General features: G+C 63.3%; 21 protein-coding genes and 1 pseudogene. 21 read left to right on the forward strand and 1 reads right to left on the reverse strand.

From position 1 onward, the window contains the following. Positions 1-31: 31 nt before the first annotated feature. From J2X35_RS15005 to J2X35_RS15105, 21 genes and pseudogenes are all read left to right on the forward strand, one after another. Positions 32-487 (forward strand): Lrp/AsnC family transcriptional regulator, encoded by a 456-nt coding sequence (locus tag J2X35_RS15005; protein WP_310186918.1) that lies wholly within the window; start codon positions 32-34, stop codon positions 485-487. Between the two features lie 116 nt (positions 488-603). Further along, a pseudogene (locus J2X35_RS15010) lies at positions 604-1,363 on the forward strand (sulfite exporter TauE/SafE family protein). 242 nt (positions 1,364-1,605) lie between these two features. Next, positions 1,606-1,998, forward strand: coding sequence for a hypothetical protein (locus J2X35_RS15015; protein ID WP_310186919.1), 393 nt, complete (start codon positions 1,606-1,608; stop codon positions 1,996-1,998). Between the two features lie 372 nt (positions 1,999-2,370). Continuing rightward, positions 2,371-2,904, forward strand: coding sequence for a DUF1465 family protein (locus J2X35_RS15020; protein ID WP_056112069.1), 534 nt, complete (start codon positions 2,371-2,373; stop codon positions 2,902-2,904). 68 nt (positions 2,905-2,972) lie between these two features. Next, positions 2,973-3,482, forward strand: a complete 510-nt coding sequence (ruvC, locus tag J2X35_RS15025; protein WP_056112066.1) for a crossover junction endodeoxyribonuclease RuvC — start codon at positions 2,973-2,975, stop codon at positions 3,480-3,482. Between the two features lie 33 nt (positions 3,483-3,515). Beyond that, entirely contained in the window at positions 3,516-4,136 is a 621-nt protein-coding gene (gene ruvA / locus J2X35_RS15030; RefSeq protein ID WP_056112064.1) for a Holliday junction branch migration protein RuvA, read from the forward strand. Positions 4,137-4,179: 43 nt separating this feature from the next. Further along, positions 4,180-5,217: a Holliday junction branch migration DNA helicase RuvB gene (gene ruvB, locus J2X35_RS15035; RefSeq protein ID WP_056112062.1), complete on the forward strand. Its 1,038-nt coding sequence runs from the start codon at positions 4,180-4,182 to the stop codon at positions 5,215-5,217. A 205-nt stretch (positions 5,218-5,422) separates the two neighbouring features. Beyond that, entirely contained in the window at positions 5,423-6,100 is a 678-nt protein-coding gene (locus J2X35_RS15040; protein WP_056112060.1) for a TetR/AcrR family transcriptional regulator, read from the forward strand. Further along, a complete protein-coding gene (locus J2X35_RS15045) occupies positions 6,097-6,951 on the forward strand; it encodes an amidohydrolase family protein (RefSeq protein ID WP_310186926.1) in 855 nt (284 codons plus the stop codon). The genes J2X35_RS15040 and J2X35_RS15045 overlap by 4 nt, the downstream gene beginning before the upstream one ends. A 23-nt stretch (positions 6,952-6,974) precedes the next feature. Further along, a complete protein-coding gene (locus J2X35_RS15050) occupies positions 6,975-7,985 on the forward strand; it encodes a tripartite tricarboxylate transporter substrate-binding protein (protein ID WP_310186928.1) in 1,011 nt (336 codons plus the stop codon). 173 nt (positions 7,986-8,158) lie between these two features. Then, positions 8,159-8,629 carry a tol-pal system-associated acyl-CoA thioesterase gene (gene ybgC, locus J2X35_RS15055; RefSeq protein WP_056115992.1) on the forward strand — a complete coding sequence of 157 codons (471 nt, stop codon included), beginning with the start codon at positions 8,159-8,161 and terminating at the stop codon, positions 8,627-8,629. 287 nt (positions 8,630-8,916) lie between these two features. After that, positions 8,917-9,627 (forward strand): protein TolQ, encoded by a 711-nt coding sequence (gene tolQ, locus J2X35_RS15060; RefSeq protein WP_056112052.1) that lies wholly within the window; start codon positions 8,917-8,919, stop codon positions 9,625-9,627. Positions 9,628-9,649: 22 nt separating this feature from the next. Then, positions 9,650-10,108 carry a protein TolR gene (gene tolR / locus J2X35_RS15065; RefSeq protein WP_056112050.1) on the forward strand — a complete coding sequence of 153 codons (459 nt, stop codon included), beginning with the start codon at positions 9,650-9,652 and terminating at the stop codon, positions 10,106-10,108. 4 nt (positions 10,109-10,112) lie between these two features. Further along, positions 10,113-11,276 carry a hypothetical protein gene (locus J2X35_RS15070; RefSeq protein WP_310186931.1) on the forward strand — a complete coding sequence of 388 codons (1,164 nt, stop codon included), beginning with the start codon at positions 10,113-10,115 and terminating at the stop codon, positions 11,274-11,276. A gap of 48 nt (positions 11,277-11,324) precedes the next feature. Further along, on the forward strand, positions 11,325-12,641 hold the full coding sequence (gene tolB / locus J2X35_RS15075; RefSeq protein WP_056112044.1) for a Tol-Pal system beta propeller repeat protein TolB: 1,317 nt from the start codon (positions 11,325-11,327) through the stop codon (positions 12,639-12,641). A 235-nt stretch (positions 12,642-12,876) separates the two neighbouring features. Then, the gene (pal, locus tag J2X35_RS15080; RefSeq protein ID WP_056112041.1) at positions 12,877-13,386 is read left to right on the forward strand and encodes a peptidoglycan-associated lipoprotein Pal; all 510 of its coding nucleotides are present in this window, start codon (positions 12,877-12,879) and stop codon (positions 13,384-13,386) included. Between the two features lie 198 nt (positions 13,387-13,584). Continuing rightward, positions 13,585-14,667 (forward strand): tol-pal system protein YbgF, encoded by a 1,083-nt coding sequence (gene ybgF, locus J2X35_RS15085; RefSeq protein ID WP_310186935.1) that lies wholly within the window; start codon positions 13,585-13,587, stop codon positions 14,665-14,667. 25 nt (positions 14,668-14,692) lie between these two features. Continuing rightward, positions 14,693-16,087, forward strand: a complete 1,395-nt coding sequence (gene tilS, locus J2X35_RS15090; RefSeq protein WP_310186938.1) for a tRNA lysidine(34) synthetase TilS — start codon at positions 14,693-14,695, stop codon at positions 16,085-16,087. A gap of 113 nt (positions 16,088-16,200) precedes the next feature. After that, a complete protein-coding gene (ftsH, locus tag J2X35_RS15095) occupies positions 16,201-18,138 on the forward strand; it encodes an ATP-dependent zinc metalloprotease FtsH (RefSeq protein WP_056112032.1) in 1,938 nt (645 codons plus the stop codon). 123 nt (positions 18,139-18,261) lie between these two features. Next, a complete protein-coding gene (locus J2X35_RS15100) occupies positions 18,262-18,804 on the forward strand; it encodes a sigma-70 family RNA polymerase sigma factor (protein WP_310186940.1) in 543 nt (180 codons plus the stop codon). Then, complete coding sequence (locus tag J2X35_RS15105) at positions 18,801-19,439, forward strand: NrsF family protein (protein ID WP_310186942.1); 639 nt, start codon at positions 18,801-18,803, stop codon at positions 19,437-19,439. Before J2X35_RS15100 ends, J2X35_RS15105 begins: the two co-directional genes overlap by 4 nt. 29 nt (positions 19,440-19,468) lie before the next feature. Here J2X35_RS15105 and J2X35_RS15110 read toward each other — a convergent pair whose 3' ends face one another. Further along, positions 19,469-20,347, reverse strand: coding sequence for a 3-hydroxybutyryl-CoA dehydrogenase (locus tag J2X35_RS15110; RefSeq protein WP_056112027.1), 879 nt, complete (start codon positions 20,345-20,347; stop codon positions 19,469-19,471). Positions 20,348-20,422: the final 75 nt, after the last annotated feature.

Below are 20,422 nucleotides of genomic sequence, written 5' to 3' on the forward strand. Positions count from 1 at the left end.
GCTAACGTAGATTTTTTCATAAGGATGAAAGATGCTTGACGATATCGACCGTCGCCTCGTTGAAATCCTGATCGTGGATTCACGAACCTCGCTCAAGGAACTGGCGCAACGCGTCGGCCTGTCGTCGCCAAGCGTATCGGAGCGGCTGCGCCGGCTGGAGGAACGCGGCGTGGTGCGCGCGTTTACGATAGACGTCGATCCGCAGGCGCTCGGCTATACTCTCGAGGCAATCGTTCGCATCCGCCCGCTGCCGGGAAAGCTGCACATTGTTCAGAAGCTGATCGAAGAGACGCCCGAATTCGGTGAATGCGACAAGGTGACGGGCGACGACTGTTTCGTCGCAAGGCTTTATGTCCGCTCGATCGGCCAGCTCGACGGCATCCTTGACCATATCGCCGACAAGGCCGAGACCAGCACCGCCATCGTCAAGGCGAAGCCTATCCACAGGCGGCCTCCGCCTTTGGAGGCCACAGGACCGGCCCGGTAGGCAAGCCGCTGTCGCTGCCAGCGGAGGAATGGCATCAGTGGGCGCAATTTCCTATCGCGGCGCGCTGCTTTCTGGGTTATCCCGGTGCTGCGTCCCTTCCAGCCTTCGATAGTGTCATGACAGGTCTGCTTGCCGATCCGCTGTTCTACGCCGCGGCCATCCCCTCAGTGGTCCTTGTCGGGCTGTCGAAGGGCGGTTTCGGCGGCGCCGCCGGCTTCGTCGGCGTGCCGCTGATGGCGCTCGCCATGCCGCCGGTACAGGCCGCCGCCATCCTGCTGCCGATCCTGTGCCTGATGGACGTGGCGGCGGTGTGGAGCTGGTGGGGCGTCTACGACCGCAAAACATTGATGGACATGCTGCCGGGCTCGCTGCTGGGAATCGGCCTCGGCTGGCTGACGGCCGCGATGGTGACGGAGGAGGCGATAAGGCTGATCGTCGGTACGGTGGCGATGATCTTCGTGCTCCGTTGGATCTATCTGCGATTTCGTCACGGCTCGACCCATGCCGCGCCGCCGAACCGGCTCGCCGCCGCTTTCTGGGGTTCGGTCTCCGGCTTCACCTCGTTCGTGGCGCATGTCGGCGGCCCACCCTTCCAGGTCTATACGCTGCCGCTGCGGCTCGATCCGAAAATCCTGTCAGGCACGACGGCGCTCTTCTTCGCCGCCACCAATGCGATCAAGCTGCTGCCCTATTTCGCGCTTGGCCAGTTCGATTCCACCAATCTCACCGCTTCGCTGGTGCTGATGCCGCTGGCGCCGCTGGCGACATTGGCTGGTGCGGCGCATGCGGCCGGAACTGTTCTATCCATTCACCTATGCGACGGTCGCGCTGGTCGGCGGAAAGCTCCTTTGGGACGGTGTTTTCGGGCTGCTGTAGCGGTGTGCTTGGCTGGCTCCCGTCGTGGCAGCGCAGGCCAAAAAAAAATCCATGGAATTGGGCGCGGCCCTAGCGCTTTGGACGTGCAATCCTGCTATCAGTTGCATTGCCGATGGCGTGGGGGCACTGGCGCGGCACATTCATGCATGATTTGCGCTCAGGCGCTCCCGAAGCTCGAGGCACAGCCGCATTGGCGGCTGGCTAACCCATTCCCCGAAGGGAAAAGGCATGGGAGATAAATTATGCAAGGGGTGGCAAGAAACTTCTTCACGCTGGCGGTGGTCTATGCGCTGTGCGGCATGGCGCTCGGCCTGCACATGTCCATTTCGCAGGACCATTCGCAAATGCCGGTTCACGCCCACACCATGGTGGCAGGCTGGCTGATGTCGGCGGTGTTCGCCTTCTTCTATCATCTGTTTCCGTCGATGAGCGCCACGCTGCTCGCCAAGGTGCATTTCTGGCTGACGGCGGTCAGCGGCATCGGCCTGCTGATCGGGCTGTTCCTGCTGCTCGGCGGCAATGAGGCGATCGAGCCGCTGGTGGCGATCTCCTCGCTCGGCTTCTATGCGGCGATGCTTCTCTTCGCCTTCATCGCCTTGCCGGCGCTGTGGCGGCCGAGCCGGAATGCCGGCTAGACCGCGGTTCGATCTGTCCTGATACGGCACAGAAGCAGGCGTTAGGTCAAAAAAATCGCCGGATGTTAAGCACTCATTAAGCTTTACAGCCGATTACTACGGCTATCCAGTTATCTGGATTCTTACCGAGTGGTTGGAGCCACTTTGTTTGACGCCTCCCTGTTTAACTCCTGAGAGCCGCCTTATCCGCGGCTCTTTTTTTGTCTGGTCCACAGGCTTTGCGCCTGCCGCAAAAGCGCCGTTAACCCTTTGTTAAACATGTCCTTGCCTTCGTGGACAACGGAGCGCATTTTCCCGGCCTATCTTCTATTTTGCCGGACCTCACGGTGCGGCTAACGAATCAGCCGGCTCTATAAGGCGCAGGACGCAGACATGAACGAAGCCTCGAGGGACAACGGAAAGACGGTCAAGCTGGCAGAACGCCGGGTCTTTTCCCAATCCTTCAAGCCTCTCTACAATGAGGGCATGGGGCTGGTCGAAGAGGCGGCGGAATATCTCGACGGGCAGGGCCGCGTCGAGGCCAAGAAGCTTTCGCGGCTGGGGGCGACGCTCTATGCAGCGGAATCCATGCGGCTTACCACCCGCCTGATGCAGATCGCATCCTGGCTGCTGCTGCAAAGAGCTGCAAACTCCGGTGAAATGACCCGCGATCAGGTTGCCTCCGAAAAATCCAAGGTTAGGCTCGATACAGCCTCGGCGCATGACGAAGCCGCCGGCTGGAACGAACTGCCAAAGGACTTCCTCGACCTGGTCAACCGTTCGCTGCGGCTGCAGTCGCTGGTGCGGCGCATGGACGAGGAGGTCTACGGCTCGGGAGCGGTGACGACGCCGCCGCGCGCCGGCCATCGCGGCAATCCGGTCTCGGACCAGATCATGCTGCTCAACACTGCTTTCGGGCGGGGCTGATCGCCGATACGTTTCTGCTTTGTTCACATTTCACTGGCATGGCTGTGCCGGGCGGATAGAGTGTGAAAATGGCGGAAACGATTCGCATCATCGGTATCGACCCGGGGCTGAGGCGGACCGGATGGGGCGTTGTCGAGACGCTCGGCAATTCCCTGCGCTTCGTCGCGGCCGGCACGGTTCGTTCCGACGACAAGGCATCGCTGGCGGCACGGCTTTGCCAATTGCATGACGGGCTGGCCGAGGTGCTGCACCAGGCCATGCCGCATGAGGCCGCGGTCGAACAGACTTTCGTCAACAAGGATGCCGCCGCCACGCTCAAGCTCGGCCAGGCGCGCGGTATTGCCATGCTGGTGCCTGCGCGCGCCGGGCTGCTGGTCGCAGAATACGCGCCGAACGCGGTGAAGAAGGCGGTGATCGGCGTGGGCCACGGCGACAAGAAGCAGATCCACATGATGGTGCGGGTGCTGATGCCGAAGGCCACGTTCGACACGGATGACGCCGCCGACGCACTTGCCATCGCCATCTGCCACGCACACCATCGGCAAAGCGCCGCCTACCGGCTGGCGCTGGCGGGATAGCGCAGTGAAATCCATCTGTCAGGACATTCGTCGATGATCGGCAAGCTCAAGGGTACGGTGGACGAGATCGACGAGGATTACTGCGTCGTCGACGTGCATGGCGTCGGTTACGTCGCCTATTGCTCGGCCCGGACGCTCGCCACGCTGCCGGCTCCCGGCGAGGCTGTCGTGCTGTTCATCGAGACCTATGTGCGCGAGGACATGATCCGGCTCTACGGGTTCCAGTCGGGACTGGAACGTGAGTGGTTCCGGCTGCTGATGAACAATGTGCAGGGCGTCGGGGCCAAGGTGGCTCTGGCGATCCTCTCCACGATGGCGCCCGCTGATCTCGCCAACGCCATCGCACTGCGCGACATCGCCATGGTCTCCAGGGCGCCGGGCGTCGGCAAGAAGGTGGCCGAACGCATCGTCACCGAGCTGAAGAACAAGGCGCCGGCTTTTGCCGGTTCTGCGTCCGGCACCATCGGGTTGAAGCAGGAACTGGGCGAAGGGGTGGCTCCGGCGCCGATCACCGACGCCGTATCGGCGCTGGTCAATCTCGGCTATTCGCGCGACATCGCCGCCAATGCCATCGCCGCGGCGATGAAGACGGCCGGGGAGGGTGCGGATTCGGCCAAGCTCATCCGGTTCGGCTTGAAGGAGCTGGCGCGGTGACGCCGTGCTTGCTCATGGCTGACACCCGTGCAAGGAGGGAGGCATGAGCCTTTCCCCCCGCCTTCTCACGCCCGAACAGCGCGGCGAGGATGCCGACCAGACGTTGCGGCCGCAGACGCTTGACGAATTCGTCGGCCAGGCGGCGGCGCGGGCCAATCTGAAAGTCTTCGTCGAGGCGGCAAAGGGCCGAGGCGAGGCGCTGGACCATGTGCTGTTCGTCGGTCCCCCCGGCTTGGGCAAGACGACGCTGGCGCAGATCATGGCGCGCGAGATGGGCGTCAACTTCCGCTCCACCTCCGGCCCGGTCATCGCCAAGGCTGGCGACTTGGCGGCGCTTTTGACCAATCTCGAAGAACGCGATGTGCTGTTCATCGACGAGATCCATCGGCTCAGTCCGGCGGTCGAGGAAATCCTCTATCCGGCGATGGAGGACTACCAGCTCGACCTGATCATCGGCGAAGGACCGGCGGCGCGTTCGGTCAAGATCGACCTTGCCCGGTTTACGCTGGTTGCTGCGACAACGCGGCTCGGTCTGATCACCAATCCGCTGCGCGACCGCTTCGGCATTCCCGTGCGGCTGAATTTCTACACGGTCGAGGAGCTGGAACTGATCGTGCGGCGCGGCGCGCGCATCCTCAGCCTGCCGCTCAGCGACGATGGGGCTTCGGAGATCGCGCGGCGGGCGCGCGGCACGCCGCGCATCGCCGGCCGGCTGCTGAGGCGGGTGCGCGATTTCGCCACCGTCGCCGGCGCCGAACTCGTCACCCGCAAGATCGCCGACGAGGCGCTGTCGCGGCTGGAGGTCGATGCGCTCGGCCTCGATGCGCTCGACCGGCGCTATTTGTCGATGATCGCGATGAATTTCGGTGGAGGCCCAGTCGGGATCGAGACCATCGCGGCCGGGCTGTCTGAGCCGCGCGACGCCATCGAGGACATCATCGAGCCCTATCTGATCCAGCAGGGCTTCATCCAGCGCACGCCGCGTGGCCGTGTGCTGACCGCGAATGCATGGCGGCACCTCGGCCTCGAAGCGCCGAAGGATTTCGTCCAGCAGCAGATCAACCTGTTCCAGGAAGAGTGAATCTTCGCCCGGCGATTGTTCGGCGAAACTTCGAAATTCCCCGATCCTGCTCCTAAGTGACGGCTTGAAGCTGCCTTGCACTGGCAAGCGATTTTTAATCCGAAATTCCAAATTAAGGCTTTGCACGCCGCCAATCGCGAATCCGGTTGACGTTTGTCACCAATTTGTACAAATGTACAAATTATAAGGTCAAACGAGCAATTGCATGCGTCCCAGCATCCGCGACGTCCTCTTGCGAAATGCCGTCACGCTGTTCGCGGCCAGCGGCTACAACGCTGTTTCCCTGCGCGAGATCGCCAAGGCGGCCGGCGCCAATGTCGGCAGTCTCACCTATCATTTCGGCTCGAAGGCCAATCTTCTGCGTGAAATCTACCAGCACCACACCGAGCCGATGAATGCCCGTCGACGCGAGCTTCTGGGCGAGGCGCAACGGATCAGCCATCCGGATGAGCGGCTGATGGCGATTCTCCGGGCCTATGTCCTGCCCGCTTTCATTTCGTCTTCGGAGGGCGACGGCGGCGGCGCGGAATTCACCCGCATGCGGGCGGTCCTGTCAGCGGAAGGCAATACCGATGCACGGGCGATCATCGCGGACGCCTTTGACGAAACCAGCCGCGCTTTCATCGACGCTGTCGCCGAATGCGTGCCGGGCGCTTCCCGGGAAGGGTTGGTATGGCGCAGCCAGTTCCTGCTCGGCGCGCTTTATTACGCGCTCATCAATCCCGAGCGGGTGACCCGTCTTTCGCAGGGCGAAGTCGACGGCAACGACCGTGAGGCAGCCGTCGAGCAGATCGTGGCGGCGAGCTATGCGAGCTTCAGGGACCTGGCTGTCGATCCGAGGGAAACGGCAGCCGAAAGCATTCTCCAGGAACAGTCAGCATGAACGATCTTCCAGCACAGGCCGGCCGCAAGCCGGTCTACGCCTTGCCGTCCGGCAGTTGCGATGCCCATTGCCACGTCTTCGGTCCCGGCGCCGTTTTCCCCTATGCGCCCAATCGCAGATACACGCCCGATGACGCACCGAAAGAGGCTCTGGCTGCGCTGCATGCCCGGCTCGGCATCGAGCGCGCGGTGATCGTGCAGGCGAGTTGCCACGGGACCGACAACAGCGCCATGCTCGATGCGATCGCCTGGCGTCCGGACCGCTATCGCGGCGTGGCGATCGTCGACGGCAGTTTCGGCGACGGCGCGTTCCGGGACCTCGACGACGGCGGCGTACGCGGGGTGCGGTTCAACTTCGTCCGCCATCTGGGCGGCGCGCCGGACATGGCGGTCTTCGATCGCGTCATCGACAGGATCAAGGGCACCGGCTGGCATGTCGTCCTGCATCTGGACGGTACCGACATCGTGCCGCTTGCCGGGATGATCCGCCGCCTCGCCGTGCCTTTCGTCATCGACCATATGGGCCGGATCGACACTGCTCTTGGCACGGAACAGCCCGCATTCCAGACCCTGCTGGAACTGGCTCGGCAGGAGAATTGCTGGGTCAAGGTTTCCGGTTCCGAGCGCATCTCGCGCTTTCCATTCGATGCTGCCGTCCCGTTCGCGCGGGCGCTGGTGGAGGTCAGCCCCGAGCGGACGCTGTGGGGCAGCGATTTCCCGCATCCCAATCTGGAGGGAGAGGTGGATGAAGCCGATCTCGTCGATCTCGTCCCGCGCTTCGCCATCGACGCCGCCAGCCAGAAGCGACTGCTCGTCGATAACCCGGCGCGTCTTTACGGTTTCGCCGCGTGAGCGGCTTCATGGGGAGGAATGAAATGCAACAGAACAAAGTTAAAGGCCCAGCAGGCGTCCTGCGCCGCGCTGCCGCGTGGGCGGTGCTGGCGATGGCGGCCGCACTCGGCCTGCCGAGCGCGACACATGCCCAGGATGCTTATCCGTCCCGCGAGATCACGCTGGTGTTGCCGTTCGGCCCCGGCGGCATCGCCGACATCACCGCACGCGTCGTCGCGGAGGACCTCGGTAAAAAGCTCGGACGGCAGATCGTCATCCTGAACCAGCCCGGCGCAGGTGGCGCCACGGCGGCGAGGGCCGTGCTGGACGCGCCCGCGGACGGTTATACGTTGGCCCTGCTTTCGAACGGCACGGCGATCAGCGTGCCGCTGTTCAAGAACCTGCCGTTCGACCCGACTACGGATTTCGTGCCGGTATCGAGCCTTGCCTATTTCGACTTCGTCTTCGTCACCAAGGCCAGCGGCAATTTCAAGACGCTGAAGGATATTCTCGACGCGGCCAAGGCCAATCCCGGCGCACTCAATGTCGGCACCATCAATGTCGGCTCCAGCCAGAACCTTGCGGCGGAGCTGTTCAAGTCGACGGCGGGGGTGGATTTCACCATCGTGCCGTACAAGGCGACACCTGATCTGCAGGTCGCACTGCTCGGCGAACAGCTGGACATGATCATCGACAGCCAGACGGCGTTGAACGCCGTGTTGCAACAGGACAAGGCGATTGCGCTTGCCTCGTCCGGCCCCGTCCGTTCCAGCCTGTTGCCCGACGTGGCGACGGCACAGGAACAGGGCGTTACGGGCTTCGACGTGACCTCCTGGAACGCCATCTTCGCGCCGAAGGGCACGCCGCCGGAAGTGGTGAGCAAGCTCAATGCGGCGCTTGTCGAGGTTCTGGCCGATCCGGCGCTGAAGAAGCGGTTCGCCGACCTTGGCGTCGAAGCCCGCTCGAGCACGCCGGAAGACATCGGAAAGCGTCTGGCCGACGACATCAAGAAGTGGTCGGACGTGATCAAGAAGGCAGGCATTCCGCAACAATAGTCCTGCCGGCTTTCGGCAGATAATTTGACAGCCTATGGCGGGCGGCGGTTGAAGGACCGCCGCCCGTTGCGTCTGGCTCGCTAACGGGACACGGATAGCCCTTGATCCTCGTCGGCAACGGTGCCAAGCCGGTCTCAACGGATCGATACGGTCCCGTGGCGAAGGAAAGCGTAATGGACGATCAAGGCGAGGCAGACCTGCTTGGCGGCCTTTCGGGCGCATTGACGCCGTTCGGCCATCGCCTGATGGCGCGGGTCTATTATGCCGACACCGATTTCTCCGGCGTCGTCTATCACGCCCGCTATCTCGAATTCCTCGAACGTGGCCGTTCGGATTTCCTGCGGCTCGCCGGAGTGGACCACACGGAACTGGCGCAGGGAAAGCATGGCGAGCGCATCGCCTGGGTGGTGCGGCGCATGGAGATCGACTTCAAGAGTCCAGCCCGCATGGACGACATCCTCACCATAGAAACCCGGACCAGGGATATATCCGGCGCGCGCATCTTCATGGCGCAGCGGCTGAAACGCGGTGACGACCTGCTCGTCGAAGCGCAGGTGGAAGCCGCCATCGTCGGAGAGGGTGGGCGGCCACGCCGGTTCCCCAAGGAATGGGTCGCGGCCTTCGTGCCAAAGGCAGATTTCTGATCGTGCCCTGAACCGCGCTACCCGGTTTCGCAATTGCCTTAACGGGAACGCGCGCCATTTTGCAGCGCAGCATGGACCCTAACTGATCCTTAACCATAACGGTTCATGAAGGGATCAGTGAAAATCGCAGGAATCCGAGCGCCTTCGTTTCACCAACATTTGCCCTAAAAAGGCCGCGAGGAGCGCATTTTGGGGCATTCCGGAAGCTTCGCGCCGACGGGCCACAAGGGGTAAGCGCCAAGGGGCTAGCCGCAAGCCAGGCCCGGAAATTCTTAAGGAATGTGAAGATGGAAAATATCGCACTCGCCGAACCGGCGGCGCAATTGTCAATCTGGGCCTTGTTCATGCAGGCCGGCTGGGTGGTCAAGCTGGTGATGCTGGGCCTGCTCGGCGCGTCGATCTGGACCTGGGCGATCATCGTCGACAAGCTCGTCGCCTATGGCCGCATGAAGCTGACGTTGAACCGGTTCGAGCAGGTGTTCTGGTCCGGCCAATCGCTGGAAGAGCTTTACCGCACGCTGGCCGACCGCAAGACGACCGGCATGAGCGCCATCTTCGTGGCCGCCATGCGCGAGTGGAAGAAAAGCTTCGAGAAGGGCGCCAAATCGCCGCTCGGCCTGCAGAACCGCATCGACAAGGCGATGGACCTGGCGCTGACGCGCGAAATGGAGCGGCTGGAAGGCCGGCTCGGCTTCCTGGCGACGATCGGTTCGGCGGCGCCGTTCATCGGCCTTTTCGGCACCGTGGTCGGCATCATGACATCGTTCCAGGCGATTGCGGCGTCGAAGAACACCAACCTCTCCGTGGTCGCCCCCGGTATCGCCGAAGCGCTGCTGGCGACCGCAATCGGCCTGCTTGCCGCCATTCCGGCGGTCATCGCCTACAACAAGCTGTCATCCGACGCCGGCAAGCTGGGCGTGCGGATGGAAGGCTTCGCCGACGAGTTCTCCGCCATACTCTCGCGCCAAATCGATGAAAAAGTGGCCCAGCGGGTCTGAGAACCGGGCCTAGGAGCACAACATGGGTATGTCAGTAAGCTCGGGCGGCTCGGGGCGCGGTGGGCGCGGCCACAGGCGTCGCGGCCGTCATCACGGGCTGATCTCCGAAATCAACGTCACGCCGATGGTGGACGTCATGCTGGTGTTGCTCATCATCTTCATGGTCGCGGCACCGATGTTGACCGTCGGTGTGCCGATCGACCTGCCTGAAACGCAGGCGAAGGCCATGAACTCCGATACGCAGCCAATCACCGTGTCCATCGACCAGGCCGGCAAGGTGTTTATCCAGGAGACTGAAATTCCCATCGACGAAGTGGTGCCGAAGCTCGAGGCCATCGCCAAGACCGGTTACGACGAGCGCATCTATGTGCGCGGCGACAAGGTCGCCGACTATGGCACAGTGATGAAGGTCATGGCCCGCATCTCGTCAGCCGGCTACAAGAATCTCGGCCTTGTGACGCTGCAGGAGCAAGACCAGTAGTCCCATGAGAGCAGGCTTCACCACATCGGTGATCATGCATGCGGCGCTGATCGGCTTCGGGCTGTTCTCGCTGTCGGCCCCGTCTGCTTTCGAGGTCGCCGATGTCGAGGCGCTGCCCGTCGACATCGTGCCGATGGAAGACATCACGCAGATACAGCAGGGCGACAAGAAAGCGACGATGCAGGAAAAGGCGGCGCCGACGCCGACGCAACGCCCCGACATCGTCGCGGATGCGCAGAAGGCCGGCGAAAACAGCGTCGACACCGACAAGCCGATCACGCCGGAAGCCAAGCCAAAGCCGGTGCAGCAGTCCAACACGCCGCCGCCTTCGCCGACACCGACCGAAAAACCGGCGCAGGAAGATGCACCGAAGCCGAAGGAAGAGGCCAAGCCGACCCCTGCTACCGAGGTCGCGCCGAAGCCGCAGCCGAAGGAAGAGGTGAAGCCGGACCCGGTCAAGGAGCCCGAGCCGAAGCCGCAGCCAGTGAAAGAGCCTGAGCCTGCGCCGAAGCCGCCGGAGCAGAATACCGCCTCCATAGAAGCGCTTTCCAAGCCTGACCCGGTGGCCGAGGCGATCGCCTCGGAAAAGCCGGTGGAAGAGGCAGTCAAGTTGCCAGACGCGGCACCCGCGCCGCAAGCCAAGCCCCGGCCGCAGCCGGCGCAGGCTGAAACCGCCAAGGCTCCCGAGCGCAAGGACGCCGACAAGCCGGCAAAGGAAGCGGCCTCGAAGCCGAAGTCGGATGAGAAGGAATTCAACGCCGACGACATAGCGGCGCTGCTGGACAAGCAGAAGGCCTCCGGCGGCGGCGCCAAGCGTTCGTCGCAGCAGGCTTCACTGGGCGGCGAGAAAACTACCAGCGGCAACCGGCTTTCCCAGAATGAGATGGACGCGCTGCGCCAGAAACTCGGGGGATGCTGGAGCATTCCCGCCGGGGTCGACGATGCAGAGACGCTGAAAGTGTCGGTGCGCTTTCACCTCGACCGTTCCGGCGCCTTGCAGGACCGGCCCGAAGTCATCAAGGGCGGCGCGTCCTCCGGCCCCGGCCGCACGGCCGCCGAATCCGCGGTGCGCGCGGTGCAGAAGTGCGCGCCCTTCAACCTGCCCACCGACAAATACGACAGCTGGTCGGAAGTGGTGGTCAATTTCGATCCAAGCGACATGTTCTAGGCGTCCGCCCGATGAACATCCGCCAGACAGAAGAACGAGGCTGAACGCATGAAGAAGTTCCTGACGACGCTCATGATGATCGGCGCCATGGCCACAGGCTTGAGCGCGCTCGCCACGCTTCCCGCACGGGCGTTGGTCGAAATCGACGTCAACAAGGGCAATATCGAGCCGCTGCCGATCGCCATCACCGATTTCGCCGCCGGCGACGCGCTGGGCGCGGAAATCTCGGGCATCGTGACCGCCGACCTCAAGCGCTCGGGCCTGTTCGCCCCGATCGACAAGAGCGCGTTTATCGAGAAGATTGCGAATCCGGATGCGGCGCCGCGCTTCGAGGACTGGAAGGTTATCAATGCGCAGGCGCTGGTCACCGGGCGCGTCAGCCAGGAGGCCGACGGGCGCATCCGCGCCGAATACCGGCTGTGGGACACGTTTGCCGGCCAGCAGCTTTCGGGCGAGCAGTTCTTCGCCAACGACGCCAACAAGCGCCGCATCGCCCACATCATCGCCGACGCCATCTATGAGCGGCTGACCGGCGAGAAGGGCTATTTCGATACCCGCGTCGTGTTCATCGACGAATCCGGCGCCAAGAACGCGCGCAAGAAGCGTCTCGCCATCATGGACCAGGACGGCGCCAATGTGCGATATCTGTCCAATGGCTCGTCCATCGTGCTGACGCCGCGTTTCTCGCCGAACCGGCAGGAAATCACCTACATGTCCTATGAGAGCGGACAGCCGCGCGTGTACCTGCTGCAGATCGAGACCGGGCAGCGTGAGCTCGTCGGCAATTTCCCCGGCATGACCTTTGCGCCGCGGTTCTCGCCGGATGGCCAGAAAGTGATCATGAGCCTGCTGCGCGACGACGGCAATTCCAACATCTTCGCCATGGATCTGCGCAGCCGTTCGACGACGCGGCTGACCAACTCAAACGCGATCGACACCTCGCCCTCCTATTCGCCGGATGGGTCGCAGGTGGTCTTTACCTCCGACCGTGGCGGTCGCGCGCAGATTTACTCCATGAATGCCGACGGGTCCGGCCAGACCCGCATCTCGTTCGGCGACGGCACCTATTCGACGCCGGTCTGGTCGCCGCGCGGCGACCTGATCGCCTTCACCAAGCAATCGGGTAGCGAATTCCAGATCGGCGTGATGCGCACCGACGGTTCGGGTGAGCGCATCCTTTCCTCCGGCTTCCAGCAGGAAGGCCCGACCTGGGCGCCGAACGGCCGCGTGCTGATGTTCTTCCGGGATGCACCCGGGGCCGGCGGGCCGAAACTTGTTTCCGTCGATCTCACCGGCCGCAACGAGCAGCCGATCCCGACGGCCAATTTCGCTTCCGATCCGGCTTGGTCGCCGCTGCTCGAATAAGGCTGCCGCAAAAGCGAAACGATTGCGAAATCGGGGCCGAATGGCCCCTTTTTCATGCGGTGGCCGCGTTTTGGCCGTATTTCCGCCTACGGTCCGCGCGCAATGTCATCCCTGCTGAAGAGGCCGTGGACGGCGGTCATAACCGAAATTTAACCGTGTTTCTTGAACGTCGGTTAACCCAAACGTGGTTACTGGCAGATCAATGAAATCACTCGAATTGCGAAGGAGAGGCGGCATGCGCCGTATCGCAGCACTTACCCGAAATCCGGCCATGATCGCTCTGGTCGCCGTGCTGGCTGTCGCCGGCTGCGCCTCCAAGAAAACCCCCAACAGCGCCGCCGACCTTGGCCTTGGCGGAGGCGCCGGCGCTGCATCGCCCGGTTCGGCGCAGGACTTCACCGTCAACATCGGCGACCGCATCTTCTTCGACACCGATTCCTCGTCGATCCGCGCCGACGCGCAGCAGACACTCAGCCGCCAGGCCCAGTGGCTCAACCAGTACCGGCAGTACGCCATCGTTGTCGAAGGCCATGCGGACGAACGCGGCACGCGCGAGTACAACATCGCGCTGGGCGCCCGCCGCGCCGCGGCGACCCGTGACTTCCTGATCGGGCGTGGCGTTGCCGGAAACCGGCTGAAGACGATTTCCTACGGCAAGGAACGTCCGGTCGCCGTTTGCGACGACATCTCCTGCTGGTCGCAGAATCGCCGCGCCGTCACCACGCTGAGCGGCGCCGGCAGCTAAACTGCAAGCCGGCTCCTTCGGCCGCACAAATACAACACGTGGTTCGGAAAGGCGGCTTTATGGCCGCCTTTTTCGCGTTGTAACGTACAGAAACAAAATTTGGCCGAAGTCTCAGGCCCTGCTAAGAGGCGCATTGCGGCCGATGCCAGCGCAAGGCAGCGGCCGTCGACCGATTTCACCATCCGAGGCGAGAGGCATATGTATTTCAGAACAATCCTGAGCGGCACGCTTGCAGTGCTGCTTCTGTCGGGCGCCGCTTTCGCGGCCGGCAACAACGGTCAATCCGAGAAAGAGGGCGGGTTCTCCTTCCACCTGCCTTCCATCGGTCTGCCGGGCGTGTTCGGCAGCAAAAGCAACAGCGAGAACAACACTCAGGTGGCGCAATCCGATGCCGGCGGCGTCGCCTTGCAGGAACAGCTCCGCGCCATGAACGGCAAGCTCGAGGAACTCAACTTCCAGATCCTGCAGATGCAGGAACAGATGCGCAAGCAGCAGGAAGACAACGAGTTCCGTTTCCAGCAGATCGAAGGCGGCGGATCCGGCGCGCCACAGAAGAAGTCCGACGCCGGCACGACGGACAATAGCAGGATGGCGGCCGCACCCGCCGTCCAGCCCCAGGCGACCGCGCAGCAGCCGGCAACAACGGGGACGGCCCAAGCCGTCCCGCAGCCCTCCGGCCAGTCGGTCGAAGAGGTGATCATAGATTCCGGTAACGGTGAGCCCGGCCAGGTCATCAAGGGCGACCCGGGAAAGACCTTCGGCACGATCACCGTCGACAAGAACGGCAATGTCGTGGATGCAGGGGCCGGCGACCAATCGTCCGCGTCGCCCGCCGCGCAGGCGCCCGCTGCCGCCGGCAACTCGAACGGCACCGTGGTCGCCGCCCTGCCATCGACGAACGATCCAGGCGAACTCTACCGCAACTCCTATCAATTCATCCTGTCGGGCGACTACAGCACCGCCGAGCAGGGCTTTCGCGATCACATTTCGCGTTTCCCGAAGGACTCGCGCGCGGCGGACGCGCATTACTGGCTGGGCGAATCCCTGCTCGGCCAGCAGAAATACCGCGACGCGGCGGAAGTCTTCCTTGCCGCCAGCAAGGACTACCCGAAGGCAAAGAAAGCGCCGGACATGCTGTTGAAGCTGGGCGTTTCGCTGGCCGGCCTGAAGCAGCGCGACGTGGCCTGCGCCACATTTGGCGAGATCGGCAAGCGCTATCCGGAGATTTCCGGCGCCATGAAAGAACGCGTCAAGCAGGAGCGGGCCAACGCTTCGTGCTGAAACGCGAAATTCCTGCCCCGTGCTGATGAGCGTCAGAACCGATTTCGAAGCGCAGGACGATACAAGCGCTTTGCGCGCTCTTTTCCAGACCATCGATTTCACCGGCGGCGCGGTCGTCGCCATTTCCGGCGGCAGCGATTCGACTGCGCTGCTGTTGCTGCTGAAACGATATCTCGCTTCCCTTTCACCAACGCCGAAACTTTTGGCCGTCACCGTTGACCACGCCTTGCGCGCCGATTCGGCGGCCGAGGCCAACGCCGTTGCGCGGCTCTGCGCGGAGCATGGCATCGCTCACCGCATCATGATGTGGTCCGGCCCCAAACCCGCCAGCGGCCTGGCGGCGGCAGCGCGCGATGCACGCTACCGGCTTCTGGCGCAGGCGGCGCACGAGGCCGGGCTCGGCTCGATCCTGACCGGGCATACCGCCGACGACCAGGCCGAGACGGTGCTGATGCGGCAGGCGCGCGGTGACGGCCGCCCTGACACCGGCCGCGGGCTGGCCGGCATGGCGCCCGCGGCGCTTTATGACGGCCACGTCTGGATCCTGCGGCCCTTTCTCGACGTGCGGCGGCATTGGCTGCGGGAGCGGCTGCGCGCCATGCAGATTGGCTGGATCGACGATCCAAGCAACGAAGATCTGCGATTTGAGCGGCCTCGGGTTCGCTCGAGGCTGGAAGGCAACGACAATGCCGTTGTGCAGGCGCTGGACCAAGCTGCCCAAGCGGGGCGGGAGCGTGTCGATCTCGGCCACCGCGCAGCCCACCTCATCGAAAGTCATGCCAGGCAGCCGACGCCCGGGCTGCTCCGCCTCGATCCGGCTTTCGCGGCCGGCAACGATGACGCCGTGGTCTATGCGCTGCGCATTCTGCTGGCCACCGTCGGGGGTTCGCCGTTCCTGCCCGATGGAGCACGAGTGGCAGCGTTGTTGCACCGCCTGCGGGCTGGTCCGCTTCGCGCCACATTGTCGCGCTCGGTCATCGACAGCAGGCGCGCCGGCATCTTTATCTTTCGCGAGGCTCGCAGCCTGCCTGCTCCAGTGACGGCCGCTGGCGCCATGCTGTGGGACGGTCGCCGGCACATCACTTTCGGCAACGCCGATGACGGATTTTTGATTGCGCCGCTTGGCGTGGCGGCAGGCGCATTCCCCGACTGCGAAAAATGCGACGGTATCCCTGCAAGCCTTGTGCGGAAGGCGAATCAGGCTGAACCGGCTGTCTGGCATGAAAACCTGTGCCTCGGTCCGGTTTTCGCAGGGGTTTCGGCTGCGGTCGCATGGCCGATCGCCGCACCATGGGCGCGGCTTCTGCCGGCCTTCGATCTTGCGCCTGCATCCGCCGTGGCGGCGCTGATCGGGGCGCCTTCAGTTCCTCACCCGCCTTTTAGCGGCCATATTGCCTCTGGATCGTCCAGCAAAGCTTAACCGAGACCCGTGCTTGTGCTTGGCAAGGGAATGCGCTCTCCCTATGTTAGGCTCACGCTCCTCTCAAAGACCCGCACCCGGACTATCCGGCGTGGGCGCCAACGGGACATTAAATGAATCCGAACTATCGCAACCTCGCGCTCTGGGCGATCATCGCAGTCCTGCTCATCGCCCTGTTCAATCTTTTCCAGACGCCCCAGACGCGCGGCGCCTCGACCGACATTCCCTACTCGCAATTCCTGCAGGAAGTCGCGGCCGGACGGGTCAAGACGGTGACCATCGCCGGCGAGCGCATATCGGGCACCTATTCCGATAGTTCGAACGGGTTCCAGACCTATTCGCCCGGCGATACCGCACTGGTATCCCGGCTTGAGGAGAAGAACGTCACCATCAATGCGCGGCCGGAAAGCGATGGCAGCAATTCGCTCTTCGGCTATCTCGTCTCGTGGCTGCCGATGATCCTCATTCTCGGCGTGTGGATATTCTTCATGCGGCAGATGCAGTCCGGATCGGGCCGCGCCATGGGCTTCGGCAAATCCAAGGCAAAGCTCCTGACCGAGGCGCATGGCCGCATCACCTTCCAGGATGTCGCCGGCGTCGATGAGGCCAAGGAAGATCTCGAGGAGATCGTCGAGTTCCTGCGCGATCCGCAGAAGTTCCAGCGGCTGGGTGGCAAGATTCCGCGCGGCGTGCTGCTGGTCGGCCCTCCCGGCACCGGCAAGACGCTGCTCGCCCGATCGGTCGCCGGTGAAGCCAATGTGCCGTTCTTCACCATTTCCGGCTCGGATTTCGTCGAGATGTTCGTCGGCGTCGGCGCGAGCCGCGTGCGCGACATGTTCGACCAGGCCAAGAAGAATGCGCCCTGCATCATCTTCATCGACGAAATCGATGCCGTCGGCCGTCACCGCGGCGCCGGTCTCGGCGGCGGCAATGACGAGCGCGAACAGACGCTGAACCAGCTGCTGGTCGAGATGGACGGTTTTGAATCGAACGAATCCATCATCCTGATCGCCGCCACCAACCGGCCCGACGTACTGGACCCGGCGCTGCTGCGTCCGGGCCGCTTCGACCGTCAGGTCGTGGTGCCGAACCCAGACATCATCGGCCGCGAGAAAATCCTCAAGGTTCATGTGCGCAACGTGCCGCTGGCCCCGAATGTCGATTTGAAGACTGTGGCGCGCGGTACGCCCGGCTTCTCCGGCGCCGATCTGATGAACCTCGTCAACGAAGCGGCGCTGATGGCGGCCCGCCGCAACAAGCGGCTCGTCACCATGGCCGAGTTCGAGGACGCCAAGGACAAGATCATGATGGGCGCAGAGCGGCGTTCGTCGGCGATGACCCAGGCCGAGAAGGAACTCACGGCCTACCATGAATCCGGCCATGCCATTCTCGCGCTCAACGTTCCATCCGCCGACCCGCTGCACAAGGCGACGATCATTCCGCGCGGCCGGGCGCTCGGCATGGTCATGCAGTTGCCGGAAGGCGACCGCTATTCGATGAGCTACAAGTACATGATCTCGCGCCTTGCCATCATGATGGGCGGGCGCGTGGCCGAGGAATTCAAGTTCGGCAAGGAAAACATTACGTCCGGCGCTTCGTCCGACATCGAGCAGGCGACCAAGCTGGCGCGCGCCATGGTGACGCGCTGGGGCTTTTCCGACAAGCTCGGCCATGTCGCCTATGGCGACAATCAGGAAGAGGTTTTCCTCGGCCACTCGGTGGCTCGTACGCAGAACGTCTCGGAAGAAACCGCGCAGATCATCGACGCCGAAGTGCGCCGGTTGATCGACGAGGCCTATTCCGCCGCCAAGACGATCCTGACCAAGAAGAAAAAGGACTGGATCGCGCTGGCGGAAGGCCTGCTGGAATACGAGACCCTGTCGGGCGAGGAGATCAAGCAGCTCATCGCTGGGCAGAAGCCCTCGCGCGACCTCGGCGACGATACGCCCACCAGCCGCGGCTCGGCCGTTCCGAAAGCCGGCGGCACCGCCCGCGGCAAGAAGAAGGGTTCGGAGCCGGAAGGTGGGATGGAGCCGCAGCCGTCGAATTAAGACGCCTCCGTCGCTGAGCGGCGGTCGAATACTGTATCACCTAGGAAACGGCCGCCATTTGGCGGCCGTTTCCTTATGATGTAACAAATCTGCGGCGAGATACGAAGATCAGGAGTGTATTTTGTGAGCGGCATTGACGAGGCCGAGCTTTCCCGGCTGATGCGGGCTGCGATCGCCGGAAATGAAAAGGCTTATGCCGATTTCCTGCACGGGGTGGCGGCGCTTGTGCGCGGCTTTGCCCGCCGCAAGATCGTGCAGGGCGGTGTCGACCCAGAGGATATCGTGCAGGAAACCTTGCTGGCCATCCATACCAAGCGGCATACCTGGCGCAGCGATGCGCCGGTTCTTCCGTGGGTCTACGCGATTGCCCGGTTCAAGCTGATCGACGCGTTCCGTCGGCGCGGACGTCGCATCGAGGTCGAGATCGGCGAGATCGCCGAAACCTATGCCAGTCCTGAAGCCGAGACAGTGAGCGAACGGGACATCGGTCGCGTGCTGGACAGCCTGCCGCCCGGGCAGCGGTTGGTGGTCTCGTCCATTTCCGTCGAGGGACGGTCGATCAGCGAGACAGCCACAACGCTGGGCATGAGCGAAGTCGCCGTGCGGGTGGCGTTGCATCGCGGCCTGGCGGCCATCGCCATGCGGTTTGGAGAGGAGCCGGCGTGAAAACGGACGACCTGATCAAGGCTCTGAATGCCGATGCCGCTCACCGGACCATGCCGCTCGCCGCCGCGTGGTGGCTGGCGGCAGCGCTGGCGGCTGCCGTCGCGGCGGCTGTGTTTTTTTCAACCATCGGTCCGCGGCCGGATTTCAATGCCGCCGACCACACCGTGCGCTTCCTGCTCAAATTCGTTTTCGCGGGTTCGCTGGCGGTTGCCGCGTTCGGGTGCGTGCGTGCCCTGTCTTCTCCCGGCATGTCGGTCCGCAAGCGCCTTCCCTGGCTTCTTGTCGCGCCTTCGATGATGGCCGCCGCGGTGATCACTGAAATGATCGTCATACCGCATCAGGACTGGGCGGCGCGGCTAATCGGGACGAATATGAAATATTGCCTGATGTTCATTCCGATGATCGGCATCGGTCCGCTTGTCCTGTTTATCGCGGCGCTGCGGTATGGCGCACCGACGCGGCCTGGCCTGGCCGGCGCTATGGCAGGCCTTCTTGCCGGAGGGCTGGCGGCGACGTTTTATGCCGCGCATTGCCCCGACGACTCGCCGTTCTTTGTCGCCACCTGGTACACCGTCGCGATCGCCGGACTATCAGTGCTGGGGCTGCTTGGCGGGCGGCTTTTCATCCGCTGGTGAATGCCGGGACGTGCCGGCTGTCGCCGGCCTTAGCGGGTCGGGACGGGATGTTCGCCGCGATAATCGTAGAAGCCGCGGCCGGTCTTGCGTCCGAGCCAGCCGGCCTCGACATATTTGACCAGCAGCGGGCAGGGGCGGTACTTCGAATCCGACAGTCCGTCATGCAGCACCTGCATGACCGACAGGCAGGTGTCGAGGCCGATGAAATCGGCCAGTTGCAGCGGGCCCATCGGATGGTTGGCGCCGAGCCGCATGGCGGTGTCGATAGCATCGACGGTGCCAACGCCCTCGTAGAGCGTGTAGATCGCCTCGTTGATCATCGGCAGCAGGATGCGGTTGACGATGAAGGCGGGGAAGTCCTCGGAGACGGTGGCCGTCTTGTCGAGCGTCGCGACATAGCCCCTGGCGAGCTCGAAAGTCTGGTCTTCGGTGGCGATGCCGCGCACCAGTTCGACCAGCTTCATCAGTGGCACCGGATTCATGAAATGAATGCCGATGAAGCGTTCAGGGCGGTCGGTCTGAGCAGCCAGTCGGGTTATCGAGATCGAGGACGTGTTGGTGGCGAGGATGGCTTCAGGGTTGAGCTGCGGACAGAGCTGGGCGTAAATCTTGCGCTTGATCGTCTCGTCTTCCGTCGCCGCTTCGATGACCAGATCAGCGCCGGCCAGATCCGCCATTGTCGGAGCGGCCGAAATACGCCCCATAGCGTCGTTGCGCAGCTTTTCCTCAAGCTTGCCGGCCCCCACCTGTCGGGCCATATTGCCGCTGACGGTGGCGATGCCCTTCTCGATGCGGTCGGTGGAGACGTCGTAAATGAGTACGTTGTAGCCGGCGAGCGCCGAGACATGGGCGATGCCGCCGCCCATCTGGCCCGCGCCGATAATGCCGATCGTTTCGATCTTGCTCATGACACCGATCCCGTCCGACGTTTCCAGCCTGCTTTTTGTGCACTGCAAACTAAAAGGGCGGAGCGACTTCGTCTA

Source organism: Mesorhizobium sp. BE184, assembly GCF_031457045.1.
Classification (GTDB): domain Bacteria; phylum Pseudomonadota; class Alphaproteobacteria; order Rhizobiales; family Rhizobiaceae; genus Mesorhizobium.

What these genes read in the sequence shown, in the direction of transcription:
- J2X35_RS15005 (WP_310186918.1), top strand. Translation starts at nt 32, where the DNA reads ATGCTTGACGATATCGACCGTCGCCTCGTTGAAATCCTGATCGTGGAT.
- J2X35_RS15015 (WP_310186919.1), top strand. Translation starts at nt 1,606, where the DNA reads ATGCAAGGGGTGGCAAGAAACTTCTTCACGCTGGCGGTGGTCTATGCG.
- J2X35_RS15020 (WP_056112069.1), top strand. Translation starts at nt 2,371, where the DNA reads ATGAACGAAGCCTCGAGGGACAACGGAAAGACGGTCAAGCTGGCAGAA.
- ruvC (WP_056112066.1), top strand. Translation starts at nt 2,973, where the DNA reads ATGGCGGAAACGATTCGCATCATCGGTATCGACCCGGGGCTGAGGCGG.
- ruvA (WP_056112064.1), top strand. Translation starts at nt 3,516, where the DNA reads ATGATCGGCAAGCTCAAGGGTACGGTGGACGAGATCGACGAGGATTAC.
- ruvB (WP_056112062.1), top strand. Translation starts at nt 4,180, where the DNA reads ATGAGCCTTTCCCCCCGCCTTCTCACGCCCGAACAGCGCGGCGAGGAT.
- J2X35_RS15040 (WP_056112060.1), top strand. Translation starts at nt 5,423, where the DNA reads ATGCGTCCCAGCATCCGCGACGTCCTCTTGCGAAATGCCGTCACGCTG.
- J2X35_RS15045 (WP_310186926.1), top strand. Translation starts at nt 6,097, where the DNA reads ATGAACGATCTTCCAGCACAGGCCGGCCGCAAGCCGGTCTACGCCTTG.
- J2X35_RS15050 (WP_310186928.1), top strand. Translation starts at nt 6,975, where the DNA reads ATGCAACAGAACAAAGTTAAAGGCCCAGCAGGCGTCCTGCGCCGCGCT.
- ybgC (WP_056115992.1), top strand. Translation starts at nt 8,159, where the DNA reads ATGGACGATCAAGGCGAGGCAGACCTGCTTGGCGGCCTTTCGGGCGCA.
- tolQ (WP_056112052.1), top strand. Translation starts at nt 8,917, where the DNA reads ATGGAAAATATCGCACTCGCCGAACCGGCGGCGCAATTGTCAATCTGG.
- tolR (WP_056112050.1), top strand. Translation starts at nt 9,650, where the DNA reads ATGGGTATGTCAGTAAGCTCGGGCGGCTCGGGGCGCGGTGGGCGCGGC.
- J2X35_RS15070 (WP_310186931.1), top strand. Translation starts at nt 10,113, where the DNA reads ATGAGAGCAGGCTTCACCACATCGGTGATCATGCATGCGGCGCTGATC.
- tolB (WP_056112044.1), top strand. Translation starts at nt 11,325, where the DNA reads ATGAAGAAGTTCCTGACGACGCTCATGATGATCGGCGCCATGGCCACA.
- pal (WP_056112041.1), top strand. Translation starts at nt 12,877, where the DNA reads ATGCGCCGTATCGCAGCACTTACCCGAAATCCGGCCATGATCGCTCTG.
- ybgF (WP_310186935.1), top strand. Translation starts at nt 13,585, where the DNA reads ATGTATTTCAGAACAATCCTGAGCGGCACGCTTGCAGTGCTGCTTCTG.
- tilS (WP_310186938.1), top strand. Translation starts at nt 14,693, where the DNA reads ATGAGCGTCAGAACCGATTTCGAAGCGCAGGACGATACAAGCGCTTTG.
- ftsH (WP_056112032.1), top strand. Translation starts at nt 16,201, where the DNA reads ATGAATCCGAACTATCGCAACCTCGCGCTCTGGGCGATCATCGCAGTC.
- J2X35_RS15110 (WP_056112027.1), bottom strand. Translation starts at nt 20,347, where the DNA reads ATGAGCAAGATCGAAACGATCGGCATTATCGGCGCGGGCCAGATGGGC.